The following is a 21,340-nucleotide window of genomic DNA, read 5'->3' on the forward strand; positions in this document are numbered from 1 at the left end:
GCAAACCGCTCAGGAATTAGTGGCGTGAATGTTGTTGATACTGGTGTCGCCGGGATGCCATATCAATGACATTTGAACTGCCTTCTTTTTCTTCAAACACGGCATCATAAACCGGTTCTTCCTCTGACTCCGGGAACGCAGAGGTTTCCCGGTAAACCGGCAAATGAAATTTAAGGACTGACCGGCCAGCCATATCCAGATAGCCCTGATAGCAGTCATCACCCTGTGATGAAAACTCAAAGTAATAACGCTTATAAATGAGCCAGCGTTTTTTACCGGAATGAATTTTGTGTTGAAAAGAGACACTGACTAACTGTAAGTTCAGCTGACTGCATTTTTTCTCAATCGCTGATCGGGCAAATTCAACCTGTTGCCTGTGCCGCCAAAACAGAAAGCATCCGAATGCAGTGACCAGAATCATAATTAAATTGACAAACATAACTTTCCTTTCTGACTGATATCAGGATGACAGTAGAGCGCCCATCCTTCTCGTGGAAGTCCTGAAACTAAAGAATGATAGCAGGATCACATTGTTTTCTTCATGCGTTCTGGTTGATATGGAATGAAGGTCAACAGATATGAAAACCAGCATCCTGCCGTTGCCAGAGTATATTGTCTTATTCATATCCGTTTTTATTCCTTTGTTCCCGTGAGCTGTAATATTGGTGACGCTCAATTGCTGCTTCAATATTTTCAACGGCTAAATCAAATGCGGTTTGTGGATCCAGCCCTTGCAGAATATCACTGATGGCTTTTTTATAACTGGATGAAATAACCGGATAAGCAGGCGTAGCCGGGCGATATTTAGATAATTTGTCTGATACGCTGAATAAAAAGTGCCATTGTCCTGACGCGGAGTAATTTTTTGTTAAAGCCGCTGCTGCTGCAGATGTCGGTATCATTGAGGTCGCCTCAGAAATTGCCGCGATTTCTTTGTCGGACAATAAAAAATTGATAAATGCCTTTGCAGCGTCAGGATACGGGCATGATGTCGTAATTCCCCATTGCCATGAACCTGCACCAATCATGGGGCCGGCACCAAAGTCAGGTACCGGCAAAATTGCCAGATCTTTACCCAGCGCTTTACTGTATTCGTTCAATGCCCATGAACCATTATACTGAATAGCAACACGCCCGTAGAGAAACCCATGTTTGTCATTGGGTTTTGGATTGATGTATTTTTCCCGGACCAATGAATGAATCCACTGACCAAATTCAACTGCTTTTTCTGAATTGAGAATGCCATCCACTTCGTAATAATTATTTCTGTTAATCAGGTCGGCTCCCCAGGATAGCATCCACGGAGCCCAGGCGTATGGAATCCACTCTGTCAGGTCATTGGCCTTGATATCCAGTGGGTAATCATACCTGCCGGTGGCTTTGATTTTATCCATCACCTGCATGAATTCATCTTTGTCCCAGGGGTGCTCAATCGTGGGGAAACGGGCTTTGATTGCTTTCAGTAATGACTTTCTGGTAAATAAAGACAGGACCGCTTCAAACTGGCCGGCTGAATAGAGTCTGCCACGATAATATCCTTTACCTGATGGCGTAATCTTATCCAGAACATCACTCTCTATAAACTGATCTAAAGGTTGTAAAAAACCTTGCCAGGCAAAGTTCGGAATCAGCGGCTGATCCACATCGATAATACAGGGCAAAATTTTTGCTTTGGCAGCGGCATTGATCGATTGAGTGTATGCAGCTTCATAGATATAGTCAGAGACAATTTTCCATTGGTTCTGGGACTGGTTAAACCGTTCAATCGCAGCCTCATACGCCATCATTTCGGCTTCTCCTGCCAGATGGCGCCACAAGGTGATTTCTGTTGGATTTTTACCGAAAACCTGTGCAGGAAGGTAACTCAAAAGGATAAGTATTGTGTGTCCGAACCAGCGTTTTTCTGAATGTGATGATAACATGTCTGCTTCTCCGTAATCTGAATGTTAACCGAGCTGAGTATCCGGAGATATATCGTATTGAATGAGTAACTGATCAATGTCTATTGCAGGGCTGAAGTAAAACCCCTGAACTAAGTCGCAATGATGTGCGGCCAGTTTGTTGAACTGAGCTTCAGTTTCGACACCTTCAGCGACGACAGACATATTGCAGAATTTACCGATGCGAATGATCATCTTTACCAACATTTCACTCTGTGAACTTTCCAGTAAATTATGAATGAATGACCGATCGATTTTTATTTCGGTCAACGGCAGATGATGAAGATAATTCAGAGAGGAATAACCGGTTCCGAAATCGTCGAGTGAAATCCCAAATCCCAGTTCTCTGAGTTGACCGAGTTGAGGCATGACTTCATCAAGCCTGTCTATCAGCACATTCTCTGTGATTTCCAAAATGATACGTTGGGGCGCCATTGCTGTTTCAGAGCAAATAGTAAGCAGATGATTAGGTAATTTAGGGTTGATGAGCTGTTTTGGCGAAATATTTACAGAAAGTTTGATAGCCTCGTCCTGAATTGAAAGATGGCAGAGGTCTTGACACGCTTGTTTAAATACAAACAGTCCAAGCTCATATATCAGTCCTGTTTTTTCTGCAGTGGCAATAAATTTTGCTGGTGGAACCGGACCTAAAGTTTCATGATTCCAGCGGGCAAGGGCTTCAACACCAACGATTTGCCCCGTCGTTGTATTGATTTGAGGCTGATAGAGAATATAAACTTGTTGTTTTTTCAGGGCATGCTGAAGGTCATTTTCTATCGTTAAATCAAACTGGATTTGCTCACTGATAGACTGATCATAAAATGAAGCTTCTCCTTTCTTATGAGACTTGGATTTATATAAGGCCGCATCTGCTTTGGAGATTAAAGTTTCGGCATCAGCACTATCTGAGGGGTACATGGTAATTCCGATGCTACAGCCAACAGAGAGTGTTTTCCCTTCAATATTTACTGGTGTTTCAAGCGTTTGCCGGATTATTTTTATCTTAGCTTTTGCTTCCGTCTTGTTGTTCAGGTCCGGGAAACAAAAGATGAACTCATCACCTCCAAAGCGGGACACAAAGCCTTTTTCATCCATGATAGCCTTAAATTTATGGCCCAGCACCTTAAGCAGTTGATCACCTAAAGTGTGTCCGTAGAGATCATTAACATTTTTAAAATTGTCCAGATCAACAAACATCACAGCGACATGTCGATGATGTTTTCTGGCTAATCTGATGCTTTGGTTGATTTTTTTGATCATCAGTATACGGTTAGGTAACCCGGTCAGAGCATCGTGATGTGCCATATATTCCATCTGATTTTTGGTCTGCTCCAGATGATTTACATCGTCGATAATGCGTTGTTGAAACTGGTTAAAACGTCTGGCAATCAGGTGGCTGACATAAGCTGAAAGCAAAATTAACAAGATTGTCGAAATGATAGCAATCAGCGATAGTTTCAATAATCCCTGATGATTGTAGCGGATAAGTTGCGCTTCTTTTTCAGACAAATCATTTTCAAAGCGTTTTGAATAGAAACCCGTGCCTATAATCCAGTCCCATCCTTTCACTTCTTTGACATAAATGATTTGTTCTAAGGTTGTTTTGCCACTGATTGTCAGTGGTTTTTGATAGCGGACGTATCCTCCGCCATGGCTGGTTTGTTTGAGTATCCCGGAGAGCAGCGTCTGCCCAATATGATTGCCGACCTTTAAATCCAGACCAAAAAAATCATTGTAATGGTGTGCGAGCAATGTACCTGACTGACTCAACACAAAGAAGTATCCGCCTTCGCCATACTCATAATTAGAAAACCATTCAAGCATTTCGGACTTCATCTGCTCAAATGCATTCGTTTTGTATTTTGTGATCCCGAGTGTCCAGTGAAATGCCGGAAAATCCATGGTATAAGTGACGGTTTTATCCGTGTTTTGCCAAAGGTGTTCCTGCGGTTTTTCCAATGACTGGCTGACTGTATCAGGCAAGGAAACCTGATGTGCTTTAAGCCACCGGTCTGATGATGCGGAGGGAAGGTTGGATTTGATCAGGTTATTTCCCTGTTGATCTAAAATGAATAGTTGCTCTTGTGAGTGGAAGAAAAACAAGGGATTTAGTGCATTTAAAATAATTTTCTTTATTTCTGCTTCGGGCTTTTCTGCATGTTGAGCATAAAGATTCCGGATGAAGTGATAGACGTTATTGACCTGTTTTCTGACTTCTTCATTGAAATGATTGTCTGTTTTGGAGCGGATAATTCTGAGTTGCTTTGAAACCTGATAGACCTGCTCACGAATGATATCCTGCTGCTGAGTAAGCAGTGATTCTTTGAGAGTTTTAAGAGTAAAAGCTGCTTTATCCCGGTTGTCCTGAATCAGGACAATGTGAGTGATAGCAATGAACAGACATACAACGACCACGGGTGTATATCGGATGAGATTAATAAGTTTTTGATTATTAAGTTTGAACATCGTCCCTGAGCATACTCCAGTCGCCTTGATATTTAATATAGGCGATGTGAATGCATCTTATCTTTATTGATGACAAAATTTATGATGTGAACGACTTTTCTTCTTGATTATTGAGTATTTTTTGAAAAAAAACCTCAGCCTGTCTGGCTGAGGTTGACTCATCAAAGCGGATATTTTACGAGCGCAATGCTTCAGGTACATCAGCAATATAAAGTGCCGGAACCCCTTCAAAGTCACTGGTAAACAATACACCGGTATCATTGGGTGTGAATGATGGGTGAGGGTGAGTGATTTGTCTGTCACCATCTAATACTTCCCATGAAGTATTATGTTTTGCCAGTTTTGCCGCAGTTTTTGTTTTTGTGTTGAGAATATACAGGAACGGATCATTCTCGATGCTGTAACCAGAGTCATCAGCGACGTCAACCGGACTGTCACAGCCATCACCTACCATCAGGCTACCGTCATGGTTACTCATCAGGTGAGAACAAGGTGGCATAGACATGACTTTTTCATTTTCAAGGGTGACTGGATCTGCCTTGTAAATCACACGTTCTGACTGGCCTTTAAAGTAAGACACATAAGCCATTCCGCTGCCATCCGGAATCCAGAATTCGTGTGTGCATGATTCACCCGGCGCATGTTCCTTGATTTTCCGTACATTCGAACCGTCTTCATTGACCAGCCACATTCTGGCATCAACCAAATCGTGTGGGCCTTCATGACAGAATCCAATGGTTGAATCATCAAACGGACGATAGATCGGGTGGCCCAGCCATTCATCTTTTTGATGGACAACTTCCAGCTCACCTGTTTGGATGTCCACTTTAATTAAACGACAGGTTGGGTTGGTATGATAGAAATCGTGGAATTTTTGCCAGTCTGTTAATGGCTTCCAGCAGCTTTTCAGAATTTCGATCCCAACAAGTTTGGTACATTCTGTGTTTGCTACCCAGGTACCATAACCTTTCCACTCGTCATCAACGGTGTAAATCACATTTTCTTCCAGCGTGTTCAGGTCGACTTTCATCAGGTTGAGTTCATTTTTAACGTAGAAAAATGACTGATCATCATTTGAAATAAAGCCACCGAATGTGTTGTCACCAGCACCTTCAGTTAACTGAACTGCTTTTTGTGTCTCCAGATCAACAAGGTAGTAGTTACGGTTGCCATCAAAGTCACCCGCGAACAATAATTTCTTACCATCATTAGTGAAGCACTTTTGATAGAAGTAGTTACGGTGACAGATAACATCAGTTGGCGTTAAACGTGTTACTTTTACCTGAGTGTCGCTGTCAATGAACGTTTCAAAAGCTAACTGAACTGAATCACCTTTAGCCATAAGTAAGTCTCCTTTAAGCTGACTGCCAGTAATAATTACCGGCAGTCATATAAGTCAATCTATCGTATGTGATGTACTAGCGGGATGCATGAGCCGTTGTTGCATTGATCTCACCTGTACCAGCACTGCGTTTGAGTGCAAATCCAACCAGGAATACTGCAGCAGCACAACAGAAGAACAAAATCCGGCCCCATAATGGGTTTGGAATCAATACCATCAGTAGCATACCAAATGACATATAGGTTACCAGAGTACCCAGTTTATTACGTTGCATCCGGTCAACAACATCCTGACCATCGTCCGCAATACACTCAGTATCCACATCTTTAAAGAACTCACGGGTTTGTTCGATATATGGGTCGTTTTCTTCTTTGTAGAACAGTGTTGTCAGACAGAAGAATCCAGCCGTCAGAATCAGGTGAGCACCGATTGTTGTCATGATTTTCAGATCCCCGGCTTCACGACCAGTCAGGTTTTCCATACCAAACCATCCGCCAACAACATCAGGTGTGAATACTTTCACTACAAGCAGGGAAACAAACAGACCGAATACAACTGTTGCCCATGGTGCCCATTTTGGTGTTTTGCGGATCAGAATCGCAAGGAACAGAGGGACCAGAATTGGAGACTGAAGTAATGTTGCAACCTGCATCATCAGGTCAAACAAGCTCAGACCTTTCAGTGAAACGTAGAATTGTGCACAAAGGATAACCAGAATACCGTTGATGATACTGGCGATCATACCCATGCGAAGCTGTTCTTTGTCTGTTGCTTTACCTTTACGCATGATTGGTGCGTAGAAACTACGGACAAAGATACCGGAGTTACGGTTCAGTGCTGAGTCCATAGATGACATTGTTGCAGCAAACAGACCTGCCATCAGCAGACCGACTGTACCGACAGGCATGTAATCACGGGCAAACACAAGATAAACGGCATCGCCTGCTTTTTTACCCAGATCGGCATAGGCATGTGCTGCATCCGGGTCCATGATGCGGATTGCCCATGGCGGGATAAACCAAATCATTGCACCAACAAACATCATACCTAAAGCAAGCAGTGCTGCTTTTGAAGCATTTTTTGAATCTTTTGCATTCAGGAAGCGATAAGATTCCTGCATGTTATTGATACTTTGCAGCTGTTTTACAATGAAGAACAGGAATGAACCGACAATCAGAATAGGGTAGTTCATATCCGGACCAACGATAAATCCACCAGGGAACTTCGTCAGGATTTCTCCCGGACCACCGACAGCAACTAAAGCAACAATGGCACATGCTACAGAAATAACAGCAACAATGAGTGACTGGATGAAGTCAGATGCAACCACACCCCATGCACCACTGATTAAAGAGACAAGCAATACTGCGGCACCAGTGATATAGATAGTCATGTTGATGTCAGCTTTAAACACCGCTGAAGCAAATACACCCAGACCGTTTAACCAGACACCGGCATTCAACACACTTAAAGGAATAATGACCCAAGTGAAAAACTGCTCGTTTGTGTGTCCAAAACGACGTTTTACCGCTTCTGTCGGTGTATCTACACGCATTTGGCGGAAACGACGAGAGAAGTAGAAGAATGCAAATCCATAAGCAACCATGTTACCGACGAATACGCCCAGAATTTCAAAGCCAGAACTGAAGGCTTTACCGGCAGCCCCTGTAAATGTCCATGCTGAGAACTGGGTCATAAATGCTGTGGCACCGACCATCCACCAAAGCATTTTACCTCCGCCACGGAAATAGTCACTTGTACTTGAACTCGCCATTTTTTTAAACAACAAGCTGATTGCCACCATCAGGATAAAGTACCCTGCAATGACAAGATAGTCATATGTCATATTGAACCTCGAAACGATGTTTTAATTTAAGTGAATTATAAATTTATATTTGCATTTTGATCGAGATAAAAATCAAAACATCGGTTCATTTTTATTACTTTACTCAATATTTGTGATATGAGTCACTTTAAAAAGCGGGTGCCGGAAATTCAGGAGAGCGGAATGAACAGGATTGGATAGTACAGGTCTGACTATACAGTTTAATATATAATATATTCAATACCTTACAATCAAAAAAAGTCCATGGATCAGAATTGATACATGGACTAAATGGACAATCTAACGGGACTAACATAGCCATATCAATGGCCAAAAGATTAAACGAAATCTTGTCATTTAATTAAGAAATAACGGAAGCCACTTCCCGGACAAGCTGAGCCAGTTCTTCCCAGTTACCATCTTCAATAAGCTGGTTGGGTACCATCCATGTTCCGCCACAGGCAAGTACGGAAGGAATAGCAAGATAGTCTTTGACATTTTTAGGGTTAACACCACCAGTTGGCATAAACTTAACCGGATAGACAGCCGTCATTGCTTTCAGCATGGCTGCACCACCAGATGGCTCAGCAGGGAAAAATTTCAGTGTTCTGAGTCCCATCTCCATTGCCTGTTCTACCAGACTGGGGCTGTTGACACCCGGAACAATGGTTACTTTACGCTGCTGACAATATTTGACTGTGGTTGGATTAAAACCTGGACTGACGATGAAATCCACACCAGCGTCGATTGCTTCGTCAACCTGCTCTGTGGTCAGAACTGTACCCGCACCAATTAACATATCCGGATATGCTTCACGCATATTTTTAATTGCAAGAGCAGCATGCTCTGTACGGAATGTGACTTCAGCGCAAGGCAGTCCATTTTCAGATAATACTTCTGCCAGCTTCACAGCTTTAGCTGGATCGCTAATGGCGATCACCGGCACAACTTTAATTTCACTCAGTCTCTCGTTAATACTTTTCATGGTTTCCCTCAGTTAAATATTTGGCATAGCCTGATGCGGAATCACTGCACCAGGATACTGAATTACCGTTCCGGCAAGTGTATGTCCTGCAGATGCAGACTCTGACATAGTACCACCCAGTAACCGTTTTGCCAGATAGCCGGCACTGAATGAATCACCTGCAGCTGTGGTATCGACGACATTGGATACCAACGTTGCCGGGACACTGACAAAATCATCCCGGGTGACAATAAAGCATTCATCAGCACCACGCTTGATGACGACTTCTCTGACACCGAAATCCAGAGTTCTCTGAATGGCTTCCTGCTCTGTTGAATCGCCATACAATGCCTGTTCATCATCAAACGTCAGAAAAGCCGTGTCTGTCAGACGGAGAACCTTTTCATACAGTTGACGTGCGGACTCAGGAGACTCCCACAGGGTTGGGCGATAGTTGTTATCAAACGCAATCTTGACGCCATCTTCATGGCATTGTGTCAGAATATTGAGCAAAATTTCACGGCAGTCTTCAGGCAGAATCGCTAAACTAATACCACTTAGATAAACCAGATTGAATTGTTTTAACTGAGTGACCAGATCTGCTTCGGGACATTCACGAAGCCAGTATCTTGCAGCTGAATCATTACGCCAGTAGTTGAAACTACGCTCTCCATCGGGAGTCGTGGAAATTGTGTAAATGCCCGGTAATTTAGAGTCAGACAGTTTGACCATGTCTGTACTGATCCCTTCTTCTTGCCAGGCTGCCAGCATTTCACTGCTGAATGGGTCTTTTCCTAATCCTGTAACATAGGCTGTGGTGATTCCATGTGATTGAGTCAGGCGAGATAAGTAAAGCGCGGTATTTAAAGTATCGCCACCAAAATTTTGTCGATATAAATCGCCATCTTTCTTCAATTCAACCATACACTCGCCAATAACAGCGACTCGATTCATTTTCATGAAAAATCTCCTACATTGATATGCGGGTATTATCTTCAAAAGAAGACAATAAATCAATAAAAATAAAACAATGGTTCAATTAAAATGGTAAGTCTGTGAATGTAAACACAATCATGGGTTATACCGGCGTGTCTGGTACCTGCTGAATCCAGCCGTGCAACAGCTCTGGCCACATATGCGTTGAGGTGCCTGGTGTCGTTCTCAGACAAAACCCATGTTCCCCGGATTCAAACAGATGAACTTCCACCGGAACCTGATATGACTTTAATGCCTGTAAAAGAATCATGCTATTTTCAACAATGACCGATGAATCATCGATGGCATGTGCAATAAAACAAGGTGGGGTTTTGCCGGAAACCAGATTTTCAACCGAGTATTTTTCTTTCAGGGTTTCTTGTGCCGGATTTCCCAGTAAAGCATCCCGGCTGCCTGTGTGGGCAATGTCTGGTTCCATACTGATAACTGGGTACATCAAGGCGGTAAAGTTCAGGTGAATGGTGTGTAAATCGATTTGATCCTGCGGTGGAAAATGTGTCTGATTGGTTTGTGTCGCCAGTCTTGCTGCGATATGTCCCCCGGCAGAAAAGCCAAGGACACCCCAGTGCATGATGTGTTGCCATTGAGGTTGCGCCTGAATAACGCGCATTGCGCGTTGTGCATCAATAAAAGACACATCGGCACCTTGTGGATGGTTATCACCCGGCATTCTGTAACTGATGACAAAAACAGTGTAGCCCCACTGTTTGAATCGTTCGGCGATTTCAAGGCCTTCTTTATCTACAGCTATTCTCTGATATCCGCCACCTGGAATAACCAGAATTCCGGTGTGATTACTCTGCTCTGGTTCAACGATCAGGACTTCTGGCTCCGATATCTGGTAAAGCGCTCTGTCAAAGACTCCGGGTTGTGTGCTTCTCTCGGTACATACCGGAGAAAGCGCAGCGTTAGTCTGCAGGCTCTCTTTCCATAGCTTGAATACGTTTTTGTTTTCTGACAGCTGAGAAAGCGATTCGAATGGCTTAGACATGATTGATTTCATAGACGGCTCTTTTGTCGGATCAATTCAGATATATATCGATTTGCAAGGCGATTTTCTGCATTTCAGGACGAAGAAAGAAAAAAAGCCAACCCCGGAAGGTTGGCTCATCAGCATAAATGATAGTCTGATAAATAGTGCGTAATGGATACTAATCCAGAGCTCAGCCAACCAGTGACTTCACATATTCTGCAATTTCTGGCACCTGACAGTTAGAGAAGAATGCTTCCTGGAAGCGAGGACCAGAAACAGCTGTTTTAACCAGTTCTTGATCGATAGCACGTAAAGTGTCCAGATAGTCATCTTTTACAACAGCTGCTTTGACGGAATTCAGAATACCAGCATTGCGTTGTTGTGGTTCAGCACGCTCAAGTGGATAACCCTGACCACGTTCGCCAGTTGTAAATGCTTTTTCAAAGATATAACGAACATTCAGCTCTGCTCCCCAGCCATAACCTTTGGCGAATGCAAGAGAAAGTGCATTACCATTATTGATTTGGTTGAACAGGAATGCGTCAGAAGGATCTAAACAGTATCCGCAAACAACACCTGGGTGGATGTTTAAAGACATCATTGCGCCCTGACCAGTACCACAACCAGCAACAATAAAATCAACAGCTTTAGAGTTCAGTAGTAAGCTGGCCATGATACCCAGATGGATATAAGTCAGGTGATGATCATTTTCATCACTCATACCAACGTTGTATACATCGTGGCCAAGAGGTTGAACTACAGTGTTAAGCTCGTTAAGAACAACCGCATTTTTTGCTGCTTGGCTGTTTTCCATCATTAGTGCGATTTTCATTGTCAGTACTCCGGCGGCTCAGCCGCATTAATAAATAAAGAAATAAATTATGATTGAATAAAGTCTTTACGCATTGGGGTAAAGTTATCAAGTAGTACGCCTTTCTTCAGACATACACAGCCATGCATGACATTTGGCTCTTTGTAAAGCACGTCACCCGCTTTGACGATTTTCGTTTCTTCACCAATCGTGAACTCAAACTCACCAGATAATACGTAAGTCAGTTGTTCGTGTGGATGGTTATGCATTGCGCCAACAGCACCATCTTCAAAGTACACTTCCACACTCATAATATTGTCACTGTACGCCATGATCTTACGTGATACGCCACCACCCAGATCTTCCAGCTGTACGTCGTTGTTATAAACAAACATGTTAACCTCTCACATTACTTAACTTATGTAGCCTGACTTGCCATATTTTGTTTTGAATCACGCAGTAAACGATATATGGTCAAACTATTCACACAAATCAAAGTCGCCTCTAAAAGTGTGCCACCAATAGAGCCGACCAGAATATTATTGGTTAGCCAACATATTGCTCCTGTCAAAAAAGCAATTCGCATGGGAATACCCTGAAGACAAAATACAGCAAAAGTGCCGATCATGGTCCCCATTACTGGCCACAAGTCCCACCAGTGTTCGGCAAGATAAACACCGAAACCGAATCCCACAGCCATGAAAAAAAATGCAATATATTTTGAAGAAGTGAATATGGAGCTGCCTGTACGTATCGCGCTAAGTGCAGCACTAAGTGCAGACACAGCAGAACCAAGTAATAAATAATGAAGAAGATGGTTTAGATTAAAAATCAGCATCACAATTTTCAGACGACGATCATTCTTCTGATAAAACGTGGATATGCCTAGCCCGTAACTAACGAAACCTAAGGCCTGAGCAACTGATATATCTAAATCCATCTTCTCTAATTCGTTTATTAATAATTAACGAGCTAACCATCCGCCGTCTACAGCAATGGTGTAACCGCTAATATAGTCTGATGCAGACGAAGATAAGAACACACATGGACCCGCCAGGTCTTCAGGTGTACCCCAACGTGCTGCAGGAATACGATCCAGGATTTCTTTGTTACGAACTTCATCAGCACGAAGTGCCTGAGTGTTGTTTGTTGCCATGTAACCTGGTGCAATTGCATTCACGTTGATACCATGTTTTGCCCATTCGTTAGCCATCAAACGCGTTACACCCATGACGCCACTTTTTGACGCAGTGTATGAAGGAACACGAATACCACCCTGATATGACAACATGGATGCGATATTAACGATCTTACCACCAGTTCCCTGAGCCATAAATTGTTTCGCAACAGCCTGAGACATAAAGAATACTGATTTGATGTTAATGTTCATAACATCATCCCAGTCTTGTTCGCTAAAATCAATTGCATCATTACGTCTGATAATACCAGCATTGTTTACCAGAATGTCTACATGACCAAATTCAGTTACAGCACGATCAACAATATTAGGGATGTCATCCAGTTTCATCAGGTTTGCTCTGATGTCGATGAATTTACGCCCGATTTGTTTCATTTGTTCGATTGTTTCTGTTGGCTCGACTATGTTGACACCGACAACATCACATCCGGCTTTTGCCAAACCTAATGCCATACCTTGACCAAGGCCAGTATCACAACCAGTTACAATAGCGACTTTGCCTTCAAGATTGAATGAATCAAGAATCATAAAATTTTCCTTAGTGGTTGCTGATATCGTGATGAGGCCAATGAAAGCCATATCACTGAAGTGGAAATATATTGGATCAAAAAGAAACCATTTGCAATTTTTTTTGAAACGCTATTTTAAAAATAATGATGAAGATCTGCTTTTTTAACGCTTTCTTTGTCCGGTTTCATATTTTTGAAAAGCCTTTTTAAAAATACTGGTACATAATCTGGTAATCACTATAATAAGAGGCAAAGTAATAATGAGAGATATAAAAATCTGTTTATAAATTAAGGGGCAAACGATAATGGAAAAACCAACTCAACCGGAAGCGGTCTCATCGGTTTTAAAAGTCTTTAGCATATTACAGGCTCTTGGCGACCAAAGAGAAATTGGCGTATCCGAGTTATCTCAGCGTTTGATGATGTCAAAAGCGACGACCTATCGTTTCCTGCAAACGATGAAATCACTTGGCTATGTTTCCCAGGAGGGAGAAGCCGATAAGTATTCGCTGACATTAAAGCTTTTCGAGCTGGGTGCTAAATCACTGGAGTATGTAGACTTAATTGAGTTGGCAGACAGAGAAATGCGTCATATTTCTGAGCAGACAAATGAAGCGCTGCACCTTGGAGCATTAGATGATAATGCAATCATCTATATTCATAAGATTGATTCAGGGTATAATTTGCGGATGCAATCCCGGATTGGCCGCAGAAATCCGCTTTATAGTACAGCTATTGGAAAAGTATTGCTGGCTGAGCGTGATGAAGACTACATTCGGGAAGTGCTGACTGATGTTGAATTTATCAGTCATACAGAGCGCACTCATAAGAATGTGGAACAATTGCTTGCAGAGCTTGACCAGGTGAAAAAGCAACATTATGCCGAAGATAATGAAGAGCAGGAACCCGGTTTAAGATGTATTGCTGCGCCGGTTTATGATCGGTTTGGTAATGTGATTGCTGGTGTTTCTATCTCACTCCCAACGATTCGGTTCGATGAAAAACGCCTGAACTATTATGTTGATCTGTTACAACAAGCCGGACGGAATATTTCTGAGAATCTTGGGTTCAATGCGTATCCGATTTGACATGATTGATTCTGTATGAGCAGCCATATGGCTGCTTTTTTAGACTAAAACAAATGAAGTAAAACGATGTTTCATTTTTGGAGGCGGTATGGGTTCATCTCTGACACCGAATATTTATGATTTTCTGATTAAAATCGATCCCTTTGATAAGTTACCTGACGAGATCGTCAGTTATCTTTCCGGACAGGTGAAAGTTCGGTATTTAAGTCAGGGAGAGCGCATTGAGTTCAGCGCTTTATGTGAAGATCGTTATCTTTATATCATTCGTACAGGTGCCATTGAGCAGAAAAGATCAGATGGTCAGCTTCGGTCCCGGCTGGGAGAAGAAGATCAATTTGGTTTTACGTTTCTTGAACCACTAAAAGGCATGGAAGATGGCTATTATGCTGAGGCCATCAGTGACTCGCTCTTGTATCTTGTTCCACATGAAGTGGTGAAAGAGATATGTGTGAAACATCCGGAATTTGTTGACTATTTTGCAGCACAGGCGCAGGTTCGCCTGAGTTCTGCAATCTCTTCGATTAACCGGGATGCAAACCGGGAAGATGAAGGCTTTTTTTACCGCCGGGTTGGTGAAATTGCCAGTGAAAATATAGCGATTGTTGAGTTTGATTCACCCATCCGCAAAGTTGCACAGATCATGTGTGGTGAGAAGAAGAACCGAAGCTCTTGTGCCGTGGTCAAACAAAATGATGAAATTGTCGGTATTGTGACCGATCGGGACATGACCCGGGGGGTCGCAGCCGGAATCGATACCGGAGAGCCGATTCATTTAGTCATGACGCACAATCCTCAGCTGATTCAGGCAGATGATAAAGTGGTTCAGGCGATATCTGTCATGATGCAGCACAATATCCGTTGTATGCCGGTTTTAAGAGGTAAAGAGGTTGTTGGTCTGCTGACGACATCACATCTGGTGCACAATCACCGGACGCAGGCTCTGTTTTTGATTGAAAAGATCAAATATGCCAGCTCAGTGAATTCTCTGGCTGCATTGAAGAATGAGCGGGAATCTATTTTTGAATCACTGGTCGAGAGTGGTATCGGTGCTGCTTTGCAAGGTCAGGTGATGGCGATGATTATGGATGCTTTCACCCGCCGTCTGATAGAGATTGCTGAAGAATTATTAGGGCCACCGCCTTGTGATTATGTGTGGATGGTTGCTGGTTCTCATGCACGTAATGAAGTTCATATGTTGTCAGATCAGGATAGCGCGATTGTCCTGGCCGATGATGTGAAGCCGGAAGATATTGTTTATTTCAGACATTTGGCCATGCGTGTCTGTAATGGCTTATTCGCCTGTGGCTATCCGCTGTGTGATGGAAAATATATGGCGGCGACACCGAAGTGGTGTCAGCCACTCGATACATGGAAAGCTTATTACAGTAAGTGGGTTGCGAGTCCGGAGTACAATAAACTGTTAAGTATCAGTGTGTTTCTTGAAGTCCGTCCTGTTTATGGGAACCGGACGTTTGTTGAAGAACTGCAACAGCATCTGCATCATTGTATTCAGGAAAGCTCTAACTTTTTACCTTCGCTGGTTCGTGACGCGATTGATACTCAGCCGCCACTCGGAATATTTAACAACCTGGTGCTTGAAAAGGGCGGAGATAACAGTAATACCCTGAATATTAAGAAATATGCATTGAATCTGATTATTGATCTGGCCCGGATTTTCAGTTTGTCTGCCGGTGGGTCACTGACGGGGACGGAAGAAAGATTTCAATATGCAGCAGCTCACGGTGCCTTGTCTGAAGACAGTTGTGAAAACATTATTGGTGCTTTCCGTTTTATCCGCAAAGTCCGTTTTAAGCATCAGATGCAGTCATTACGGGATGGGCGTAATCCGGATAATCATATTTCACCAGACTCTTTCAGCAGTTTCGAAAGAAAGCACCTGAAAGAAGCCTTTAAGATTATTAGTGAGTTGCAGGATGTAGCAAAGCTACGCTTTATTAAAGGATAGTTATGTTTGAAATTATTAGACGGCATATTTCCGGGTGGCGAAAACTCAGCCAGCAGCATAAAGCATATGCAGAAAGTGACATCGAGTGGACGCCGGGTTTGGCAAACTACTTCAGTACACCCTTACCCGAGCCGGATGCTTTGGTGCTTCAGCAGGATATGATTGCACTGGATTTTGAAACTTCCGGGGTTGATGCGGGGAAAGACCAGATTCTGAGTATTGGTTGGGTGCCGATGAATATGAGTCAGATTGATTTGGATGCCAGTCAGGAAATTTTTATCAAACATCCGGAATATGTGAATGCCGGTTCGGCAACCATTAACCAGATCGTCCCGGATGCGCTGAAAAATGGTCTGGAACTGGATGATGCAATGTCACAATTGTTTGACGTTCTGGCTGGTAAAATTCCTGTGGTTCATGGCGCATGTATTGAAAAACAATTTATTGAAGCTTATCTGAAGAAGCGTTTCGGCATCACCCATTTTCCCTGCTTCTGGATTGATACTCTCCGGGTTGAGAAGTCGATGACTTATTCAGGAAAAACAACGCTTGGGCGTAGTTTGCAGCTTCAGGATGTCCGTAGTGCTTATGGTTTACCTGCTTACAATGCACACTCAGCTGCAATTGATGCACTTTCAGCTGCGGAACTTCTGATTGCACAGGTTAAATCCATTTTCAGAAATCACCCGCCACGATTATCCAAGATTGCCATGTTTTAAGTGATGTTTTCTACAGAGCCTCTGGTTGAGAAATCTCAGCCAGAGGCTCTTTTTACATGATAAACACGCTCTAATCACTATGATGAATATGAGCTGGTGATTTGCGCCATGGCTTATGAAAGAATACAAGAAAACGCTTCCATAAATCCCTCAGGACCAGTCCGGCAAGTATCAGAGCAGCTGACCAGACCATCCAGGCAGGCATGAAGGCATGGCTGTGACCTAATTCGCTGCCAATATCGATTTGCCAGAATCCGACCAGAAAATTCGTCAGATAACCAAATCCAATTGCGACACCAATGACTCCAGTCAGGTAGCCAATCAGCGTCCGGGTGCCCATCTCCTTGCGGACAATACCGAGTGTTGCGACATTCGTTGCCGGACCAGCAAGAAGAAAGACTAATGTTGCGCCGGGAGAAACACCAGCCAGCATTAATCCTGCGGCTAAAGGTGTGGAGGCGGATGCACAGATATACATGGGGACACCTATCAGCGCCATAATCACCATTGCCCAGCCACCCTGACTGATTTCTGCCAGGGTATTTTCAGGGACAAAAGCAATGACGCAGGCAGAAGCGATTAACCCAACGATCAGCCATAAAGATAAATCTCCAAGTAGCTCCGTGAACGCATAAACTTGTCCCTGCCAGATACGACCGCCCAAAGAAGATGGTGTTTTTTTACTGTGACAGCAGTGGCATGAAGGGGCTGGCTGATGCGCCTGTTGTATCTGAGGGGAAGGGGAGAAAGACGCTTTTGTTGCAAGGGGGGCAGCCATTGAATACTGTACCGCCGTTTTAATTGTGATGGCCTGAGCTGTTTTTTTTCTCTCACCGAGGTTGACGAATACCGCAGCGGCGATGGCTGAACAGATTGCCGCAACCGGGCGAATGACGGTCATAAAAGGACCGAGTAAAGCGTAGGAGACAGCTATCGAGTCAACGCCTGTTTCCGGGGTTGAAATCAGAAATGCAGTTGTTGCGCCTTTCGATGCGCCGGCTCTGCGAAGCCCAACAGCGGCAGGGATGACGCCACAGGAACACAGCGGCAGAGGAATACCGAGAACTGCAGCTTTCACCGCAGGGAGAAGTCCCTGACCTTTTAAATGACGACCCAGGTAGTCGCTTTTGACGAAGGTTTGCAGCAGACCGGCGACACCCAATCCGAGTATCAGCCAAAATGCAGCATCCAGCCATAAATCCAGAAAAGCCTGACTAATGAGAGTGAGCGTGTTCATAGAACGATTCCCCCTGAGACTCGGTATCGGCCAGTGCCGTAAGAATCGTGCAGTGTTCCGCAGAATGATTGCCGCCGCAACAACGGTTATTCATCAGTGCCAGGGCTTCATACATGCGTTGAAGTTCCTGAATTTTTTGTCTTATTTCTGATTGTTTAGCTTCAGTGATTGCTTTTACTTCTTCACAGGTGTGTTGATCCCGGGCAATCTCCAGTGTCAGTAATTCCGCAATTTCTTTTAAGCTGAAACCAATATTTTGTGCCCGCTGAATGAATCTCAGACGCTCGACACTGTGTGCATCAAACAGCCGGTAGCCATTTTTATCTCTTTCAGCCTGCAATAAACCTTGTTTTTCATAGTATCTAATAGTCTCAGAGGTCACACCGGTTCTTTTTGCCAGCTCTCCTCTTTTTAATGTCGCCATATCCGGTTCCCTTGAACGTTGCTTTCACTATTACTATAAACCTTGGTCTTAACTACAGGGTCAAGTTTTTTATTGATGAACACTGAAGCCGGGAGAGCATCACTTTTTGCTGGAATATCATCGACAGAAAAATTATTTTATGGCCAGGACAGAAAGCCAACTGGTTATCTAAATGATAAAAGCAGACAGCGTGACAAGGTGTTGCTGTCTGCTTTTCAGAACGAAGGGAAATCCCTGAATGAGTTGAATGAATTGGCGAAAAGATGACTATTTTGCAGATAATGCCCGTACCGTTTCTTTTGCTCCCTTTTCAATCAGTGACTGATAAGCTGCAGAAACGGCCTCTATGACTTGAGAGTTCTGACCAATATCGGGGGTGAATATGGCTTCAACTCCCAGCAGTGCCGGAACGACTGAAGTATTGAACCCATGTTGATCGCAGATCGCCCGAAGGGCATCTGCCATCGGATCTTTCACTTCAATTGGGTTATTTTGCTCATCAACACCTGCAACATATCGCATCCACCCTGCAATACCGGTTGCGATCCATGTAAAATCAGTTCCCTGTGACAGGTGATAGCGTAAACTTCCCCCGAGTCGTTGAGGAATTTTCTGGCTGCCATCCATCGCAATCTGCCATGTTTTATGTTTCAGGGCCGGGTTGCTGTAACGTTCAATCAATAGTGCGGCATAGCTTTCCAGATTGGTCCCTGCCGGCATATTCAGAGATGGGGCCTGAGCTTTGAGCATCATATCCAGAGCGGCTTTGCGGTATCCTTCGTCAGTCATCGTGTCTGCAATATGTTCAAAGCCACCCAGATAGCCGAGATAGGCCAGAAATGAGTGGCTTCCGTTCAGCATGCGAAGCTTCATTTCCTCATAGGGGACAACATCGGTGACAAAGGTTGCACCTGCCAGATCCCAGTCCGGTCTGCCTGCAACAAAGTTATCTTCAATGACCCATTGGCTGAAAGGTTCGCAGGCAATACTGCAGGGATCATCGACGCCAAGTAGCTGACTGATTTCATTCAGTGTTTCTGGCGTCGCTGCCGGCACAATTCTGTCGACCATCGTACAGGGAAAAGTGACATGAGCTTCAATCCATTGCGCCAGCGTTTCATCCAGCTGACGGGCAAATGCCAGGATTGCAGTTTTAGCCACGTGACCATTCTCCTGAATATTGTCACAAGGCATGACCGTGAATGGCGCAAGTCCGCGTTCACGGCGTTTTTTCAAAGCTTGTACGATATATCCAAGTGCAGACTGAGGCTGTTCAGGGGTCGCCAAATCAGCAATCACCAGCGGGTTGCCCGTGTCCAGTGTTCCAGTTGCGGGATCGATACAGTAGCCCTTTTCGGTAATTGTCATAGAGACAATCGCAACCTGAGGCTCTGCCATTTTTTCGATAATTGTATTCATCCCATCCAGACCAGGATGTAATGCCTGTATGACTGACCCAACCACTTTTATCTCTGTGGCCTGCGCACCTTTTTCGACAACCGTATACAGGTAATCCTGCTCACGCAATGACTGAATGAGAGGCCCTCCGCTAAACAGATTGATACCGCAAATCCCCCAGTCACTGTCTGACTTTTTTGCCAGTTCATCCGTATATAAAGCCTGATGAGCGCGGTGAAATGCACCAAAACCAAGGTGAACGATTTTGGTTTTCAGTTTTTGCCGGTCATAGTCAGGGACTTTTGCAGATAAAGGAAGCTGAGTATTGCTGATGTTTTTCATAATGTTGTTCCTGTAAATATGCCTGAACCAAAAACCAAAGCCTTTGATAATCATGGGTTTTGGTTAATCCTTTTTTAGGGTCAACAGACCCTGGGATGTCTGTGATCAGTCCGGATTATGGCTCAGGTGTGTGATATTGGTCAACCAATACTGTGCTGTTCTTGTGATGGTGATTCATTTTCGGGGTGATATCGTTTATTTCAGTGTTTATTTCAGTGCTTATTTCCTCTTTCCTCTAACCAAAATTGTGAGATTAATTAAATTGGTTGACCAATTTAATGGCGGTGATAGTATACGACAATAATGACTGGCTGTGATGACTTTGCGCTCATCCGGCTTTGGATAACACTAGAGATATTACGATGATCACACCGAAGCGCCTGTATCAGGAAATAGGCATGACATTACAGCAGCGTATCTTTTCCGGAGAGTTTTGTGCAGGTGAACGTCTGCCGCCGGAACGTGAGATTGCCGAAGCGATGCAGGTCAGCCGCTCTGTTGTTAGAGAAGCCATTATTATGCTTGAACTTCACGGCTTGGTCGAAGTGCGCAAAGGCTCCGGGGTGTATGTGATATCTCAGGAAGAAAATCATCAAATACCGGAGAGTCAGGTAAAAAATGAGCCTGATTTCGGTCCGTTTGAATTTTTGCAGGCCCGGCAGGTGATTGAGAGCCAAATCGCCAGTTTCGCTGCAGATAATGTGACCAAGAGTGATATTTTTAAACTGCGGGATGCTTTGGATACGGAGCATCAACAGCTGGAAACAGGGTATGGTGATTACGATGGTGATGAGATGTTTCACCTGACGATAGCTGATGCATCCCAAAACAGTGTACTCAGCAACATTGTCAAAGACTTATGGCTGCAACGCGACCAAAGTCCGATGTGGCGGCAACTTCATGCCCGGATTACGGATGTGACTTACCGGGCTGCGTGGCTTGCAGATCATGAAAAGATTTTACATGCATTGCAGCGCAAAGATCCCGAAGCTGCAAGAGAAGCGATGTGGCAGCATCTTGAGAACGTCAAGCAGACATTGTTTGAGTTATCTGATGTGGATGATCCTCAGTTTGATGGTTTTTTGTTCAGATAATCTCAGGGCTGCTAACCCCTGAAAGTCTGCTCAGTCGATAATAAAGGT

The 21,340-nt window shown here is 43.9% G+C and carries 19 protein-coding genes; 4 read left to right on the plus strand and 15 right to left on the minus strand.

The genetic code is table 11. From position 1 onward, the window contains the following. Positions 1-16: 16 nt before the first annotated feature. From OCV29_RS06380 to kduD, 12 genes are all read right to left on the minus strand, one after another. Positions 17-439 (minus strand): DUF3301 domain-containing protein, encoded by a 423-nt coding sequence (locus OCV29_RS06380; RefSeq protein WP_073605632.1) that lies wholly within the window; start codon positions 437-439, stop codon positions 17-19. Positions 440-617: 178 nt separating this feature from the next. Beyond that, on the minus strand, positions 618-1,922 hold the full coding sequence (locus tag OCV29_RS06385; RefSeq protein ID WP_073605631.1) for a sugar ABC transporter substrate-binding protein: 1,305 nt from the start codon (positions 1,920-1,922) through the stop codon (positions 618-620). Positions 1,923-1,946: 24 nt separating this feature from the next. After that, the gene (locus OCV29_RS06390) at positions 1,947-4,406 is read right to left on the minus strand and encodes a bifunctional diguanylate cyclase/phosphodiesterase (protein ID WP_073605630.1); all 2,460 of its coding nucleotides are present in this window, start codon (positions 4,404-4,406) and stop codon (positions 1,947-1,949) included. 175 nt (positions 4,407-4,581) lie between these two features. Next, a complete protein-coding gene (locus tag OCV29_RS06395; RefSeq protein WP_073605629.1) occupies positions 4,582-5,748 on the minus strand; it encodes an oligogalacturonate lyase family protein in 1,167 nt (388 codons plus the stop codon). A 76-nt stretch (positions 5,749-5,824) separates the two neighbouring features. Continuing rightward, positions 5,825-7,594: a sodium:solute symporter family protein gene (locus OCV29_RS06400; RefSeq protein ID WP_073605628.1), complete on the minus strand. Its 1,770-nt coding sequence runs from the start codon at positions 7,592-7,594 to the stop codon at positions 5,825-5,827. Positions 7,595-7,934: 340 nt separating this feature from the next. Further along, entirely contained in the window at positions 7,935-8,558 is a 624-nt protein-coding gene (locus tag OCV29_RS06405) for a bifunctional 4-hydroxy-2-oxoglutarate aldolase/2-dehydro-3-deoxy-phosphogluconate aldolase (protein WP_073605627.1), read from the minus strand. 12 nt (positions 8,559-8,570) lie between these two features. After that, on the minus strand, positions 8,571-9,497 hold the full coding sequence (locus OCV29_RS06410) for a 2-dehydro-3-deoxygluconokinase (RefSeq protein WP_073605626.1): 927 nt from the start codon (positions 9,495-9,497) through the stop codon (positions 8,571-8,573). A 118-nt stretch (positions 9,498-9,615) separates the two neighbouring features. Then, a complete protein-coding gene (locus OCV29_RS06415) occupies positions 9,616-10,536 on the minus strand; it encodes an alpha/beta hydrolase (RefSeq protein WP_073605625.1) in 921 nt (306 codons plus the stop codon). 160 nt (positions 10,537-10,696) lie between these two features. After that, the gene (locus OCV29_RS06420) at positions 10,697-11,338 is read right to left on the minus strand and encodes an RpiB/LacA/LacB family sugar-phosphate isomerase (protein WP_073605624.1); all 642 of its coding nucleotides are present in this window, start codon (positions 11,336-11,338) and stop codon (positions 10,697-10,699) included. Between the two features lie 47 nt (positions 11,339-11,385). After that, positions 11,386-11,712 (minus strand): cupin domain-containing protein, encoded by a 327-nt coding sequence (locus OCV29_RS06425; RefSeq protein WP_073605623.1) that lies wholly within the window; start codon positions 11,710-11,712, stop codon positions 11,386-11,388. A 23-nt stretch (positions 11,713-11,735) separates the two neighbouring features. After that, positions 11,736-12,257 carry a YgjV family protein gene (locus tag OCV29_RS06430; protein WP_073605622.1) on the minus strand — a complete coding sequence of 174 codons (522 nt, stop codon included), beginning with the start codon at positions 12,255-12,257 and terminating at the stop codon, positions 11,736-11,738. A gap of 24 nt (positions 12,258-12,281) precedes the next feature. Then, entirely contained in the window at positions 12,282-13,043 is a 762-nt protein-coding gene (gene kduD, locus OCV29_RS06435) for a 2-dehydro-3-deoxy-D-gluconate 5-dehydrogenase KduD (RefSeq protein WP_073605621.1), read from the minus strand. Between the two features lie 286 nt (positions 13,044-13,329). Between kduD and kdgR the strand changes: the two genes are divergently transcribed. From kdgR to OCV29_RS06450, 3 genes are all read left to right on the plus strand, one after another. After that, positions 13,330-14,112: a DNA-binding transcriptional regulator KdgR gene (kdgR, locus tag OCV29_RS06440; RefSeq protein ID WP_073605620.1), complete on the plus strand. Its 783-nt coding sequence runs from the start codon at positions 13,330-13,332 to the stop codon at positions 14,110-14,112. An 88-nt stretch (positions 14,113-14,200) separates the two neighbouring features. Continuing rightward, entirely contained in the window at positions 14,201-16,078 is a 1,878-nt protein-coding gene (locus OCV29_RS06445) for a DUF294 nucleotidyltransferase-like domain-containing protein (protein WP_073605619.1), read from the plus strand. A gap of 2 nt (positions 16,079-16,080) precedes the next feature. Beyond that, positions 16,081-16,797: an exonuclease domain-containing protein gene (locus tag OCV29_RS06450; RefSeq protein WP_073605618.1), complete on the plus strand. Its 717-nt coding sequence runs from the start codon at positions 16,081-16,083 to the stop codon at positions 16,795-16,797. A gap of 70 nt (positions 16,798-16,867) precedes the next feature. Here the strand turns inward: OCV29_RS06450 and OCV29_RS06455 are convergent, their stop codons facing one another. From OCV29_RS06455 to OCV29_RS06465, 3 genes are all read right to left on the minus strand, one after another. Continuing rightward, complete coding sequence (locus OCV29_RS06455) at positions 16,868-18,034, minus strand: SO_0444 family Cu/Zn efflux transporter (protein ID WP_073605617.1); 1,167 nt, start codon at positions 18,032-18,034, stop codon at positions 16,868-16,870. Next, a complete protein-coding gene (zntR, locus tag OCV29_RS06460; RefSeq protein ID WP_073605616.1) occupies positions 18,012-18,458 on the minus strand; it encodes a Zn(2+)-responsive transcriptional regulator in 447 nt (148 codons plus the stop codon). The genes OCV29_RS06455 and zntR overlap by 23 nt, the downstream gene beginning before the upstream one ends. 267 nt (positions 18,459-18,725) lie before the next feature. Next, positions 18,726-20,198 (minus strand): mannitol dehydrogenase family protein, encoded by a 1,473-nt coding sequence (locus tag OCV29_RS06465; RefSeq protein WP_073605614.1) that lies wholly within the window; start codon positions 20,196-20,198, stop codon positions 18,726-18,728. 362 nt (positions 20,199-20,560) lie between these two features. Here OCV29_RS06465 and OCV29_RS06470 point away from each other — a divergent pair, with 362 nt between their 5' ends. Continuing rightward, entirely contained in the window at positions 20,561-21,292 is a 732-nt protein-coding gene (locus tag OCV29_RS06470; protein ID WP_139281685.1) for an FCD domain-containing protein, read from the plus strand. Positions 21,293-21,340: the final 48 nt, after the last annotated feature.

This window comes from Vibrio aerogenes (genome assembly GCF_024346755.1).
Lineage (GTDB): Bacteria > Pseudomonadota > Gammaproteobacteria > Enterobacterales > Vibrionaceae > Vibrio > Vibrio aerogenes.

Bases quoted from the DNA above. Each gene is read 5' to 3' on its own strand.
- OCV29_RS06380 (WP_073605632.1), bottom strand. From the start codon at position 439: ATGTTTGTCAATTTAATTATGATTCTGGTCACTGCATTCGGATGCTTT.
- OCV29_RS06385 (WP_073605631.1), bottom strand. From the start codon at position 1,922: ATGTTATCATCACATTCAGAAAAACGCTGGTTCGGACACACAATACTT.
- OCV29_RS06390 (WP_073605630.1), bottom strand. From the start codon at position 4,406: ATGTTCAAACTTAATAATCAAAAACTTATTAATCTCATCCGATATACA.
- OCV29_RS06395 (WP_073605629.1), bottom strand. From the start codon at position 5,748: ATGGCTAAAGGTGATTCAGTTCAGTTAGCTTTTGAAACGTTCATTGAC.
- OCV29_RS06400 (WP_073605628.1), bottom strand. From the start codon at position 7,594: ATGACATATGACTATCTTGTCATTGCAGGGTACTTTATCCTGATGGTG.
- OCV29_RS06405 (WP_073605627.1), bottom strand. From the start codon at position 8,558: ATGAAAAGTATTAACGAGAGACTGAGTGAAATTAAAGTTGTGCCGGTG.
- OCV29_RS06410 (WP_073605626.1), bottom strand. From the start codon at position 9,497: ATGAAAATGAATCGAGTCGCTGTTATTGGCGAGTGTATGGTTGAATTG.
- OCV29_RS06415 (WP_073605625.1), bottom strand. From the start codon at position 10,536: ATGAAATCAATCATGTCTAAGCCATTCGAATCGCTTTCTCAGCTGTCA.
- OCV29_RS06420 (WP_073605624.1), bottom strand. From the start codon at position 11,338: ATGAAAATCGCACTAATGATGGAAAACAGCCAAGCAGCAAAAAATGCG.
- OCV29_RS06425 (WP_073605623.1), bottom strand. From the start codon at position 11,712: ATGTTTGTTTATAACAACGACGTACAGCTGGAAGATCTGGGTGGTGGC.
- OCV29_RS06430 (WP_073605622.1), bottom strand. From the start codon at position 12,257: ATGGATTTAGATATATCAGTTGCTCAGGCCTTAGGTTTCGTTAGTTAC.
- kduD (WP_073605621.1), bottom strand. From the start codon at position 13,043: ATGATTCTTGATTCATTCAATCTTGAAGGCAAAGTCGCTATTGTAACT.
- kdgR (WP_073605620.1), top strand. From the start codon at position 13,330: ATGGAAAAACCAACTCAACCGGAAGCGGTCTCATCGGTTTTAAAAGTC.
- OCV29_RS06445 (WP_073605619.1), top strand. From the start codon at position 14,201: ATGGGTTCATCTCTGACACCGAATATTTATGATTTTCTGATTAAAATC.
- OCV29_RS06450 (WP_073605618.1), top strand. From the start codon at position 16,081: ATGTTTGAAATTATTAGACGGCATATTTCCGGGTGGCGAAAACTCAGC.
- OCV29_RS06455 (WP_073605617.1), bottom strand. From the start codon at position 18,034: ATGAACACGCTCACTCTCATTAGTCAGGCTTTTCTGGATTTATGGCTG.
- zntR (WP_073605616.1), bottom strand. From the start codon at position 18,458: ATGGCGACATTAAAAAGAGGAGAGCTGGCAAAAAGAACCGGTGTGACC.
- OCV29_RS06465 (WP_073605614.1), bottom strand. From the start codon at position 20,198: ATGAAAAACATCAGCAATACTCAGCTTCCTTTATCTGCAAAAGTCCCT.
- OCV29_RS06470 (WP_139281685.1), top strand. From the start codon at position 20,561: ATGATCACACCGAAGCGCCTGTATCAGGAAATAGGCATGACATTACAG.